This is a genomic window from Bradyrhizobium sp. STM 3809, assembly GCF_000239795.1.
In the GTDB taxonomy this organism is placed as follows: domain Bacteria; phylum Pseudomonadota; class Alphaproteobacteria; order Rhizobiales; family Xanthobacteraceae; genus Bradyrhizobium.
Genome location: NZ_CAFJ01000634.1, coordinates 1 through 12,080, shown reverse-complemented (window position 1 = coordinate 12,080; position 12,080 = coordinate 1). Strand labels below are relative to the sequence as shown.

Genomic DNA, 12,080 nt, shown 5'->3' with positions numbered 1-12,080 from the left:
GGGATTGTGGGTCCCTGCGTTCGCAGGGACGACTGCGGAGTGTGCGGAACGGTTGCGGGCTAACCGCGCCCATGAGACCCGGCGTGCCATGACATGCCGTCGCGAAATCCGATCAGATCCCCAACCCCTGCATCGCCGTCGCGATGTCATCCGTCGAGCGCACCAGCACCGTTTGCAGCCCGCTGGCGCGTGCGCCCTCGATGTTCTCCGCCAGATCGTCGAAGAACACGATCCGTTCGGCCGGCACGCCGATGGCTTTCACGACATGATCGTAGGCCTCGGCATCCGGCTTGCGCAGGCCGATCGACGACGACAGGAAGATCTCGCGGAAGTGACCGAGCAGATCGGCATAACGGGGCGCGAAGTGATCGATGTGCGGCTGGTTGGTGTTCGAGAAGGCATAGAGCGGAAGCCTGCCGGCCGCGCGCGCGAGCAGCGGGGCGATGCCGGGCATCGGGCCGACGAAGATCGCGTTCCAGCCCTCCAGGAACTGCGCGTCGCTGATGTCGATGCCGAGCTGCCGGCGCAGATTGGCGAAGAATGCGGCGTCGGAGACCGTGCCGCGCTCGTGCCCGTGATAGATCTCGTCACGCACGAAGCGGGGCGCGATGTCCTGCGGCGTGCAGCCGGCATGGGCCGCCCAGCACGCCATGACCTGTGCGAAATCGATGTCGATGACGACGCGGCCGAGATCGAACAGCAGCGCGTCGGCCGCGCCGGGGCGGAGATCGGAAACAGGCATCGCGACGCGCGTCTTTGCGAAACGGAGAGCCGGTGGAAGGCTCCCTCAATAGCGGTACGGCTCGATGTCCGCCAGCGGAAACGCGCTGAGCACCCCGGGCATGTTGGTGGCGGTCGCCGGATGCAGATAGGATGCGTTCAGCTCGGAAAACGAGGTGACGCCGAGCAGGCCGAGCGCGCGGATGACCTCGTCCTCGAGCAGCTCCAGCATGCGCAGGATGCCGTCCTCCCCGGCGGCGGCCAGCGCCCAGCATTGCAGCCGGCCGATGCCGACCATGTCGGCGCCGGAGGCGATCGCCTTGACGATGTCGGTGCCGCGGCAGAAGCCGCCATCGACCATGATCTTGGCGCGGCCCTTCACCGCCGCGGCGATCTCCGGCAGCACGTGCATGGCGCCGCGGCCATGATCGAGCTGGCGGCCGCCATGGTTGGAGACGTAGACCCAGTCGACACCGTGATCGAGCGCGATCTGAGCATCCTCGGCGGTGGCGATGCCCTTGATGATCAGCGGCAGTTTGAACTTGTCCTTGATCAGCTTCACGGTGTGCCAGCTCAAGGCCTTTTGATGGTCGCCGCCGGTGGCGCGCAGCCGGCTCTCGCGCACATAGCGCTTGGCGATGTCGCGCTCGCGGCGGCTGTAATGGGCGGTGTCGACGGTCAGGCAGAACGCGGTGTATTTGTTGGCGACGGCGCGGCTGACATAGTCCTCGACGAAGGCATCGTCGCCGCGAACATAGAGCTGGAAGATGCGCAGCGCATCGGGAGCGGCCGCCGCCGTCTTTTCCAGGCCGGGCTCCGACACCGAGCTCAGCATGTGCGCGGCTCCGAACCGGCCGGCGCCGCGCGCGACGCTGGCGGCACCGGCGGGATCGAAGATCTCGAGCGCGCCGACCGGCGCCATCACGACCGGCAGGCGCAGCCTGCGTCCGAACAGCTCGACCGAGGCATCGACCCGGGAGACGTCGCGCAGCACACGCGGACGGAACGCGATCTCGTCGAGCGCCATCCGGTTCCGGCGCAGCGTGGTCTCGGTCTCGGCGCCGCCGATGATGTAGTCCCAGGCGTTCTGGTTGAGCTGCGTCCGCGCCTTGCGGATGAACTCGTGCAGGTTCTGGAACTTCTCATCGCTGGCGCCGAGCTCGACGTTGCGCCACCCGGCCTCGATCGGGGTCTGTTGATTCATGCCTGCCTCCCAGCGCAGATTATCATTTGTTATCCAGCATTGCGCATCCGATGGGCCGAGTGCAAGCCATTGTGCAAGCCGTTCCGAGCTGCGCACCATGCCGTTTCGGTCGCCTGCCGCGCGGCGATTCGCGCAGGTGGACACGGGGCTTTGAGTTGTGATCGCCGGGCAACCGTGAAACACCGGGGGACCGTGACCCGGTGTGATCCCGGCGTCGCTCCGATCTTGATTTTGGCCGGTGAGCGTCCATTTCGGTCGTATTGGCCCGACCGGACGCGGGCCTGGCCCTCCGGCTCGCCGGGCCGCATGATCGGCCTTGAAGAAACCGGAAATGTGGTGTGAGTTCGTGCACTAATCCGCCGGCGTCGTGTTCGGATCATGCGAACAGCCGGCCACCAAACAAACGCTCGGGAAGCAAAGCAATGCGGAAAAACTGGCTGTTCTTGGCGGGCACGATGACCGGCGTCTGTCTGACCCTGATGGTGTCGGGCCCCGAGGGCGCGCAACTGATCGCCCGCGCCAAGGCAGCTGCCGGCATGGGCGATACCTATTCGCAGCTCAACCTGTTCGGCGCGGTGTTCGAGCGCGTGCGCGCCGATTATGTCGAGAAGCCGAGCGACCCCGCTCTGATCGAAGGCGCCATCAACGGCATGGTGTCGTCGCTCGATCCGCATTCGCGCTACATGAACGACAAGTCCTGGCGCGACATGCAGGAGACCACATCCGGCGAGTTCGGCGGCCTCGGCATCGAGGTCACGATGGAGGACGGCCTCGTCAAGGTCGTGGCGCCGATCGACGACACGCCGGCCTCGAAGGCCGGCATCCTCTCGGGCGATCTGATCGCCAAGATCGACGGCGACAGCGTGCAGGGCCTGACGCTCGAGCAGGCGGTGGCCAAGATGAAGGGCGGGGTCGACACCAAGACGAAGCTCACCATCATCCGCAAGGGCAAGGAGGCGCCGCTCGATGTGACGCTGACGCGCGAGATCATCCGGGTGCGCCCGGTGCGCTACCACACCGAGGGCGGCGACATCGGCTATATCCGCATCACCTCGTTCAACGAGCAGACCACCGAGACCCTGCGCAAGGCGATTGCCAGCATCTCCAAGGACATTCCGCAGGAGAAGCTCGCGGGATACGTCATCGACCTGCGCAACAACCCGGGCGGCCTGCTCGACCAGGCGGTGTCGGTCTCCAGCACCTTCCTGCAGCGTGGCGAGGTGGTCTCGACCCGGGGACGCAACCCCGAGGAGACGCAGCGCTTCGTCGCGCGTGGCGGCGACCTCACCAAGGGCAAGCCGCTCGTGGTGCTGATCAATGGCGGCTCGGCGTCGGCGTCGGAGATCGTGGCGGGCGCGCTGCATGATCACAAGCGCGCGACCCTGGTCGGCACCCGCTCGTTCGGCAAGGGCTCGGTGCAGACCATCATCCCGCTCGGCGCCGGCAACGGCGCGCTGGCGCTGACCACTGCGCGCTACTACACGCCGTCCGGCCGCTCGATCCAGGCGCAGGGCATCGCGCCGGACATCGAGGTCAAGCAGGACGTTCCGGACGATCTGAAGGATCGCACCGAGCTCAAGGGCGAGGCGGGGATGCGCGGGCATCTGTCGGCGGCCGACGGCACCGAACAGACCGGCTCGCAGTCCTATGTTCCGCCGGACGAGAAGGACGACAAGGCCCTGCACGCGGCGTTCAACGTGCTGCGCGGCGTCACCGTGAATGCCGACGTCCGGGCCAAGGCGGCGGTGCCGAACTGACCGACGATCGGCTCGATGGCCGCGTCCAAGATGCTCATGTCCGGCGGGGCGGCCTCACGGCCGTCCCGTCGTTGGTTTTCGACCAGCGTGGACGGGCCGACATGGAATGGGCCCGTCCGTGTCTGATAACTCGGACGCCGTCCCCGGTGTTCAAGCGGCGGCCGCCGCGATCGGAGGGCAGGGTTTGAATGGCGTGACCAAGATCGCTCAAATTGCGGCGGTCGGGAGCATTCGACGATGAGCGGGGTCAGGCGGCATCGGAGCGCGAACGGGGATTGGACGACGCGTTGGCGCGATGCGCGGCAAACAGGCTGCGCACCTCGGCGGCAGGTTTCGGAGGGCTGAACAGATAGCCCTGCATCTCCGAGCAGCCGAGCCGCTTGAGCACCTGGCGCTGCGCCTCGGTCTCGACGCCTTCCGCGGTCGTCGACATCTTGCGGATCTCGGCGATGTTGACGACGGCCTGGACGATCGCGGCGGAGCCTTCGCTTTCGGTGATGTCCTTGACGAAGCAGCGGTCGATCTTGATCTTGTCGAACGGGATCCGCTGCAGATAGCTGAGGCTGGAGTAGCCGGTGCCGAAATCGTCGAGCGCGATCCGGACGCCGAGCGCGCGCAGCTCGTAGAGCGTGTCGAGCGCGTCGTCGTCGCGGATCAGCACCGCTTCGGTGATCTCGAGCTCGAGCCGGCGCGGCGACAGGCCGGACGCCGCGAGCGCCTTGGCGACCTTGAGCGCGAGCGTGCCGCTCTTGAACTGCACCGGCGAGACGTTGACCGCCAGCCGGATGTCCTCAGGCCAGGTCGCAGCCTCGGCGCAAGCGACGTTGAGGACGCGCTCGCCGAGCTGGTTGATGAGGCCGGTGTCTTCGGCGATCGGAATGAACTCGGCCGGGGAGACGTGGCCGCGGGTCGGATGCCGCCAGCGCACCAGCGCCTCGCAGCCGACGATGCGGTCGTCCTGCAGGCTGACGCAGGGCTGGTAGTAGACCTCGAGCTGGTCGTCGATCATCGCCTGGCGCAGGTCGACCTCGAGCTGATGACGGGCCTTGACCTGCGCGTCCATCTCCGGCTCGAAGAAGCGCCAGGTACGACGTCCCGCCGCCTTGGCGGCGTACATCGCCAGATCGGCATTCTTCATGATCTGGTCGATATCGGTGCCGTGCTGCGGAATCAGCGCGACGCCGATCGAGGCGTCGGCCGTCAATTGATGGCCGAGGCAGTCGCGCGGGGCGCGGATGGCCGCGAGCATGTCGTCGATCAGGCAGCTGACGTCCTCGCGGCTCTTGATCGTCGTCTGCACCACCGCGAACTCGTCGCCGCCCAGCCGCGCGACGAAGCCGGCGGTGCCGACGCAGGCCTGCAGGCTCCGCGCCACCGATTTCAAGAGCTCGTCGCCGATCAGATGGCCGAGCGTGTCGTTGACGCCTTTGAACTCGTCGATGTCGATGTAGTGCAGCGCGAGCTGCCGTCCCCCGGCCACGCCGGCCATCTGTTCCTTCAGACGTTCGTGGAACAGGGTGCGGTTCGGCAGCTCGGTCAGCGCGTCATAGTGCGCCAGATGAGTGATCTGCTGCTCGGCCCGCCTGCGCTCGGTGATGTCTTCATGCGTCGCCAGCCAGCCGCCGCCGACGATCGGCTCGTTGACGATCTGAATCGAGCGTCCGTCGGGCGTTTCGATGATCTGGGACGTCTTGCGGCCGACGTCGCGCAGCACGGCATCGGCATAGTCGCTGTCGTTCCCCGTGAGCGATCCGCAGGCCTTGCGATGGGCAATGAGCTCGCGGAAGGTGCAGCCGGGCTTCACGATCTCGGCGGACAGGCCGTACATGTCGATGTAGCGTTGATTGCTGATGACCAGGTGCTCCGACGCGTCGAACAGCAGCAGCCCCTGGGTCATGTTGTTGACGGCCTTGTCGAGGCGTTCCTTCTCCAACGTCAGACGCCGGCTCGACGTCTCGTGGTCGCTGATCAGGCGGCGCACCACGACCGTGAGCATTCCGGCGATCAGCAGCACCGACGTTGCTCCGACCCCGATCAGGAAGCGCATCTGCTCGCGCCAGTCGGCGAGCGCCGCCGACACCGTCGTCGTGGCGGTCACGATCAACGGATAGCTCGTCAGCCGGTGCGACGCGCCGATGCGGTGCTCGCCATCGACCGGGCTGTTGAAGATGCCCGTCGTATTGCCTTCGCCGGCGAGGATCTGGCGGAAGATCGGGGCGTCCTTGTAGTTCAGGCCGACCATCCCGTCATGGCGCGGATACCGGGCGAGCAGGGAGCCGTCGAAATGCATCATCGAGATCGCGGCGTCCGGGCCGAGTGCCACCGAGGCGAAGAACCGCTCGACGTTGATCGGTTCGAGACTGCGGGTGATGACGCCGAGGAACTCGCCTTTGGGACTGGTCAGTTTCAGCGCGACGACCGCGACATAGCTGCCGGTGATCCGGCCGACCACAGGTGCGATCAGCAATTGCGGGGCGGTGGGATCGGACTTCAGCCGGCTGAAAAAAGGGCGGTCGGCAATGTTGACGTTCGGCAGCGGCCAGGACGTTGCGGAGTTGATGAGGTTTCCGTTGGAGTCGAAGATGTTCAGACCGCCGACATAGGACATTGCGCTCAGCTTGCCCCTCAGCATGGCGTTGACGGCGGCGCTTCCCATCGTTTCCTTGAAGCGCGAGCTTGTGTCGAGGTGGTTCTGCCGGACGTAGTCCGCGAGGTCGCGCTGGATGGCGCCGAGGTCCTCCATCTGCTGGTCGAAATGGCGCGACAGCAGCAGCACCGTGTTTTCCAGCTCACGGGTCGCGCTGTTCAGCGCACGCTCCCGGAAGCTGTCCGCCATGATGGTCGCGCCGATCGCGATGGCCGCAATCAGGACAAGGCCTCCGCCGACCAACCAGCGGATCGGTCCGCTGCTGTCTGCCGAAGCTTTGAGGGCAATCCCTGGGCTCGTGTTCGTCGTCATCGGTCCCGAATACGCTTGCGAACGGCGTTAGAGGATGGACCGCTACAACGTCCCTCCCGCTGCAATGGCTACAGGGCCGCAATGGAAGTGAGGTTAGCAAGATGAGTTAGCGAACAATTAATTTGAAGTTGTAACGGGCTGCCAGATACCGTCAGGCGCGATAATGCCCGGACTTGCCGCCGATCTTCTCGGTCAGCCGGATGCCTTCGATCCGCACGCCCCGCTCGGCGGCCTTGATCATGTCGTAGATCGTCAGGCAGGCGACCGACACGGCGGTGAGCGCCTCCATCTCGACGCCCGTCGGACCGGTGACCTTGACCGTCGCGGTGACGATGCAGCCGGGCAGGGCGGCGTCGGGGGTGATATCGACGGTGACCTTGGAGAGCGCCAGCGGGTGGCACAGCGGAATGAGGTCCGAGGTCCGCTTGGCCGCCATGATGCCGGCGATGCGCGCGGTGCCGAGCACATCGCCCTTCTTGGCATTGCCGGAGACGATGAGTTCCAAGGTCTCCGGGCTCATGACCACGCGGCCTTCGGCGGTGGCCGTCCGCTCCGTCGCGGCCTTGTCCGACACGTCGACCATGCGGGCTTCGCCCCGGGCGTCGATGTGGGTGAGAGACGGTCGGTCGGACGGATCGGCCATGGTCACTCAGCCGCGCTTGCCGAGGCGGCATCGCGCGCGAGCAGGGCGCGCGTCGCCGCGGTCACGTTGGTCTGCCGCATCAGGCTCTCGCCGACCAGGAAGGTCCGGATATCGACGCGCGCCAGCCGCGCCAGATCGGCCGAGGTGAAGATGCCGCTTTCGCCGACCAGCAAACGCTCCTTCGGCACCAGCGGCGCCAGCGTCTCGGAGGTCGCAAGCGAGGTTTCGAAGGTACGCAGATTGCGGTTGTTGATGCCGATCATCGGCGAGCGCAGCTTGAGAGCTCGGTCGAGCTCGGCACGGTCGTGGATCTCGATCAGGACGTCCATGCCATGAGCGAGCGCCGCCGCCTCGATATCGGCCGCAGCCGCATCATCGAGCGCCGCCATGATGATCAGGATGCAGTCCGCGCCATGCGCCCGCGCCTCGATCACCTGATAGGTGTCGAACATGAAATCCTTGCGCAGCACGGGCAGGGCGGTTGCGGCGCGCGCGGCGACCATGAATTCGAGATGCCCCTGGAACGACGGCGTATCGGTCAGCACGGAAAGACAGGCGGCCCCGCCGTCCTCATAGGCCCTGGCGAGAACCGGCGGATCGAAATCGGCGCGGATCAGGCCCTTCGACGGCGAGGCCTTCTTCACCTCGGCGATCAGCGCGTAGTCGCCGCTCGCGTGCTTGCTGCGGATGGCCTTGACGAAGCCGCGCGGTGGCGAGGCATGCCGTGCATGCGCCTCGAGCTCCGACAGCGGGCACGCGCGTTTGGCGGCCGCGATCTCCTCGCGCTTGTAGGCTTCGATCTTGGCCAGGATGTCCGACATGGCGCGCTCCCGAGATCAGCCGTTGGAGACGGCAATCAGCTGCTTCAGGCGCCCGGCCGCGGCGCCGCTGTCGAGCGAGTCTCTGCCGATTGCAACGCCTTCCTTGAGCGTCTTGGCGCGGCCGGCGACGACGAGGGCTGCCGCCGCGTTCAGCAGCGCGACATCGCGATAGGGGCTCGGCAGGCCATCCAGCACGCTCTGCAGCGCCACAGCATTAGCGGCGGCGTCGCCGCCCTTGAGCCCCTCGCTGCCGCACAGGCCGAGCCCGGCCTCTTCGGGCGAGATTTCGAAAGTGCGGATGTGGCCGTTCTCGAGCGCCGCCACGAAGGTCGGGCCAGTCAGCGTGATCTCGTCGAGACCGTCGGAGCCGTGAACGACCCAGGCGGCGTCCGAACCGAGGTTCTTCAGCACCTGCGCCAGCGGCTCGACCCACTGCCTGGAGAAAACGCCGACCATCTGGCGCTTCACGCCAGCGGGGTTCGACAGCGGTCCGAGCAGGTTGAAGATGGTGCGGGTGGCGAGCTCGACGCGGGTCGGACCGACGTTCTTCATCGCCGGGTGATGCGCCGGCGCGAACATGAAGCCGATGCCTGCCTCGCGCACACAATGCCCGACCTGATCGGGCTTGAGATCGATCTTGACGCCGAGCGCGGCGAGCACGTCGGCAGCGCCTGAGCGCGACGACAGTGCGCGGTTGCCGTGCTTGGCGACCGGCACGCCGGCGCCGGCGACGATGAAGGAGGCGCAGGTCGAGACGTTGACCGAGCCGGAGCCGTCACCACCGGTGCCGACGATGTCGACAGCGTTTGCCGGCGCGTCGACGCGCAGCATCTTGGCGCGCATCACGCTGACCGCCCCGGTAATCTCCTCCACGGTCTCGCCGCGCACGCGCAGCGCCATCAGCAACGCGCCCATCTGCGACGGCGTCGCCTCGCCCGACATCATGCTGTCGAACGCGGAGGCCGCCTGCTCGCGGGACAGCGGCGCACCGGTCGCCACCTTGCCAATGATCGACTTCAGATCGTCCATCACGCGTCCCCTCGCGAGCCGTCACTGATTGCTGCTGCCGCCGACCACCTGGGCCACGGCCGCTTCGTTGATCGTGGTCCCGATGTCCTTCTCGAGTTTCAGGACATACGACGTGCCCTGTTCATCGGCCAGCGCGCGCTGCAATTGGTCCTTCAGCTTCTTGACGTCCTCAGACGCCAGATCGACCTTGGGATCGACGATGTCTGTCACGCGGAACACGATCCACTGCCGGCCGCCATCCGCTTCGGTCTGGCCAACGCCGTCCTTGGCGGTGCGGAACGCCGCGGTGATCGCGCCGGTGGGCACGCCGGGCAGGCTGGCGTCGCGCTTGAAGGCGCTGGCGGTCTCGAGCTTGACGCCCAGCGAGGCCGCCTCGTCGGCGAGCTTGCCGCCCTCGTTGAGCTTCTTGACCAGCTCGGTGGCCTTGGCCTGCAACCGCTTCGCGACCTCGTCGTCGCGCCATTTGGCCGCGACCTGGTCCTTGACCTCGTCGAGTGTGCGATCGCGCGGCGGCGTGATGCCGAGCACCTCGAACCAGACATAGCCGCCGCGGAACGAGATCGGTTCGTTGTCGACGCCGACATCGCTGGCGAAGGCCTGCGCGACGACGTCGAGGCCGAGCGGAATGTTCGGCACCGGCTGGCCGTTGGGCTGCTTGCCCGAGCGGTCGACAGCCTCGACCGTAACTGCATTGAGACCGAGCTTCTTGGCGGCTTCGGCGACGCTCGCGCCGCCGCCGCGCTCATCCTCCATCTTGTCGCGCAAGGTGGCGACCTCCGACTTGGCGCGCTCGGCGGCAATCTCCTTCTTGATGTCGGCAGCGACGCTCTCATACGCCGGCTCCTGGCCCGGCTGGATCGCGCTCACCTTCACCAGCGCCACGTTGAAGGCGCCCTTGACCGGCTGGCTCACCTCGCCGGTCGGCAGCGAGAACGCGGTATCGGCCACGGCGGGATCGAGAATGGCGGATTTCGTCACCAGGCCGAGGTCGAGATCGGCCGGGTTCAGGTTGCGCTCCTTGGCGAGTTCGTCGAACGTCACCTCGCCGGAAGCGATGCGCGCCCGGGCCGCCTGCGCCTCTTCCAGGGTCGGGAACGTCATCTGCTGGACCTGCCGCTTCTCCGGCGTGCCCATCAGGGCCTTGCGCTGGTCGAACAGCTTGCGGGCATCCTCGTCCGACACGGTGGTCCACTTGCCGATCTCTTCCGGTGTCACCAGCACGAACGAGATCTTGCGATATTCCGGTGCCTTGAACTGCGCCTTGTGCTCGTCGAAATAGCTCGCGAGCACCTCGGGCGCCGGCGCCTCGACGGTGCCGGCCTGCGCCGCGTCGAGCTTGACATAGTCGATCGAGCGCTGCTCGTTCTGGAAACGGCTGAGCGCGTCGAGCAACGTGTTGGACGGCTCCAGCCCGGCCGCGATCGTGCCGGTGATCTGACGCCGCAGCGACTGGCGGCGCTGGTCGGCGAGGTAGCGTTGCTCGGTGAAGCCGAAATTGCGGATGATGGCCTGGAAGCGCTGCGGATCGAACGCGCCGTTCGGGCCCTTGAAGTTCGGATCGCTCAGGATCACCCGCATCGTCTCGGCATCCGATTGGCCGAGGCCGAGGCGGCGGGCCTGCTCGTCGAGCGCGGCCTCCGCAATCGTCTGCTGCAGCACCGAGCGGTCGAGCCCGAACATGCGGGCCTGCTCGGTGGTCAGCGGACGGCCGATCTGGCGGCCGATCTGCTGCAGCCGGTCGGTATAGATCTGGCGGAACTCGTTGATCGAGATCTCGGTGCGGCCCACGGTCGCCGCGGTCGACTGACCGAAGCCGCGGAAGATGTCGGCGATGCCCCAGATGCCGAAGCTGACGATCAAAACGCCCATGACCACCGCCATGATGGTCTTGCCGAGCCAGTTTGATGAGGCCTTGCGTAATCCTCGAAGCATGGGTCCAGTCTGTCTGCAGGAAAAAGGATGAAGGGGCCGCGCCTTGGAGCGGAGTCCGCGGAAGGGCGTCACCGAGTTGGAACGGCTTATAAAGAGGCAGCCGCCCGGTCGCAACCTCGCGCCTGGGGCTGATTGAAGCGGTGGGAAGAGCGTTCCCGCTCTGGTACTCCTGCAGGGGCTCTGCTAGCCGATCCCCTGTCGTAACCTTTGCTGGAATCCTGCCATGACCGACCGCATCCGCCCCCTGATCGCCGGCAATTGGAAAATGAATGGCCTCAAGGCGTCGGCCGCGGAGTTCGAGGCCATGCTTGCGGGGGCGGCCGAGGTCACCGGCAAGGCCGACCTCCTGGTATGTCCGCCGGCCACGCTGCTCGCAGCCTTCGCTGGGAGGGCGCGGGGCGCCAGATCGATCGCCGTCGGGGCGCAGGATTGCCACGCCAAGGCGTCGGGAGCCCATACCGGCGACATCTCCGCCGAGATGCTGGCGGATGCCGGTGCCAGCGCCATCATCGTCGGCCATTCGGAGCGGCGGGCCGACCATGGCGAGAGCGATGTGGTCGTGCACCAGAAGGCCGAGGCGGCCTGGCGCGCCGGGCTGGTCGCCATCGTCTGCGTCGGCGAGACCCAGCAGCAGCGTGACGCCGGGCTGACGCTGGACATCCTGCGCGGCCAGCTCACCCTCAGCCTGCCGGAGGGCTCGCGGGCCGACAATCTGATCGTGGCCTATGAGCCGGTCTGGGCCATCGGCACTGGTCTCACGCCCACGGCCAAGGATGTCGAGCAGATTCATGCCTTTATCCGGCAATTGCTGATCGACCGGTTCAACGAGCAGGGGGCGCGGATGCGGATCCTCTATGGCGGCTCGGTGAAGCCCTCCAATGCGGCCGAGCTGATGGCGGTGGCCAACGTCAACGGTGCGCTGGTCGGCGGCGCGAGCCTGAAAGCCGCCGACTTTCTCGCAATTGCGAAGGGCTGCTGAGCGGCGAGGTGAGCAGGGCAGTCGTTGCGCCTCACG

9 protein-coding genes are annotated in these 12,080 nt (G+C 66.7%); 2 read left to right on the top strand and 7 right to left on the bottom strand.

Annotation, left to right across the window (positions count from 1 at the left end; translation table 11 throughout):
* Positions 1-112 precede the first annotated feature (112 nt).
* Both BRAS3809_RS28310 and BRAS3809_RS28305 read right to left on the bottom strand, forming a co-directional pair.
* The gene (locus BRAS3809_RS28310) at positions 113-742 is read right to left on the bottom strand and encodes an HAD family hydrolase (RefSeq protein ID WP_008965437.1); all 630 of its coding nucleotides are present in this window, start codon (positions 740-742) and stop codon (positions 113-115) included.
* Positions 743-787: 45 nt separating this feature from the next.
* Complete coding sequence (locus BRAS3809_RS28305) at positions 788-1,924, bottom strand: alpha-hydroxy acid oxidase (protein ID WP_008965436.1); 1,137 nt, start codon at positions 1,922-1,924, stop codon at positions 788-790.
* 422 nt (positions 1,925-2,346) lie between these two features.
* Between BRAS3809_RS28305 and BRAS3809_RS28300 the strand changes: the two genes are divergently transcribed.
* Positions 2,347-3,681, top strand: a complete 1,335-nt coding sequence (locus BRAS3809_RS28300; RefSeq protein WP_008965435.1) for a S41 family peptidase — start codon at positions 2,347-2,349, stop codon at positions 3,679-3,681.
* Positions 3,682-3,928: 247 nt separating this feature from the next.
* Here BRAS3809_RS28300 and BRAS3809_RS28295 read toward each other — a convergent pair whose 3' ends face one another.
* The 5 genes from BRAS3809_RS28295 to BRAS3809_RS28275 form a co-directional block, all read right to left on the bottom strand.
* A complete protein-coding gene (locus BRAS3809_RS28295; protein ID WP_008965434.1) occupies positions 3,929-6,640 on the bottom strand; it encodes a bifunctional diguanylate cyclase/phosphodiesterase in 2,712 nt (903 codons plus the stop codon).
* Positions 6,641-6,791: 151 nt separating this feature from the next.
* Positions 6,792-7,283 carry a cyclic pyranopterin monophosphate synthase MoaC gene (moaC, locus tag BRAS3809_RS28290; RefSeq protein WP_008965433.1) on the bottom strand — a complete coding sequence of 164 codons (492 nt, stop codon included), beginning with the start codon at positions 7,281-7,283 and terminating at the stop codon, positions 6,792-6,794.
* Between the two features lie 2 nt (positions 7,284-7,285).
* Positions 7,286-8,104 carry an indole-3-glycerol phosphate synthase TrpC gene (trpC, locus tag BRAS3809_RS28285; RefSeq protein ID WP_008965432.1) on the bottom strand — a complete coding sequence of 273 codons (819 nt, stop codon included), beginning with the start codon at positions 8,102-8,104 and terminating at the stop codon, positions 7,286-7,288.
* A gap of 15 nt (positions 8,105-8,119) precedes the next feature.
* Positions 8,120-9,133, bottom strand: a complete 1,014-nt coding sequence (trpD, locus tag BRAS3809_RS28280) for an anthranilate phosphoribosyltransferase (protein WP_008965431.1) — start codon at positions 9,131-9,133, stop codon at positions 8,120-8,122.
* Positions 9,134-9,154: 21 nt separating this feature from the next.
* Positions 9,155-11,065 (bottom strand): peptidylprolyl isomerase, encoded by a 1,911-nt coding sequence (locus tag BRAS3809_RS28275; RefSeq protein WP_008965430.1) that lies wholly within the window; start codon positions 11,063-11,065, stop codon positions 9,155-9,157.
* Between the two features lie 223 nt (positions 11,066-11,288).
* Between BRAS3809_RS28275 and tpiA the strand changes: the two genes are divergently transcribed.
* Positions 11,289-12,044, top strand: coding sequence for a triose-phosphate isomerase (gene tpiA, locus BRAS3809_RS28270; protein ID WP_008965429.1), 756 nt, complete (start codon positions 11,289-11,291; stop codon positions 12,042-12,044).
* The last annotated feature ends 36 nt before the right edge of the window (positions 12,045-12,080 follow it).

Bases quoted from the DNA above. Each gene is read 5' to 3' on its own strand.
- BRAS3809_RS28310 (WP_008965437.1), bottom strand. From the start codon at position 742: ATGCCTGTTTCCGATCTCCGCCCCGGCGCGGCCGACGCGCTGCTGTTC.
- BRAS3809_RS28305 (WP_008965436.1), bottom strand. From the start codon at position 1,924: ATGAATCAACAGACCCCGATCGAGGCCGGGTGGCGCAACGTCGAGCTC.
- BRAS3809_RS28300 (WP_008965435.1), top strand. From the start codon at position 2,347: ATGCGGAAAAACTGGCTGTTCTTGGCGGGCACGATGACCGGCGTCTGT.
- BRAS3809_RS28295 (WP_008965434.1), bottom strand. From the start codon at position 6,640: ATGACGACGAACACGAGCCCAGGGATTGCCCTCAAAGCTTCGGCAGAC.
- moaC (WP_008965433.1), bottom strand. From the start codon at position 7,283: ATGGCCGATCCGTCCGACCGACCGTCTCTCACCCACATCGACGCCCGG.
- trpC (WP_008965432.1), bottom strand. From the start codon at position 8,104: ATGTCGGACATCCTGGCCAAGATCGAAGCCTACAAGCGCGAGGAGATC.
- trpD (WP_008965431.1), bottom strand. From the start codon at position 9,133: ATGGACGATCTGAAGTCGATCATTGGCAAGGTGGCGACCGGTGCGCCG.
- BRAS3809_RS28275 (WP_008965430.1), bottom strand. From the start codon at position 11,065: ATGCTTCGAGGATTACGCAAGGCCTCATCAAACTGGCTCGGCAAGACC.
- tpiA (WP_008965429.1), top strand. From the start codon at position 11,289: ATGACCGACCGCATCCGCCCCCTGATCGCCGGCAATTGGAAAATGAAT.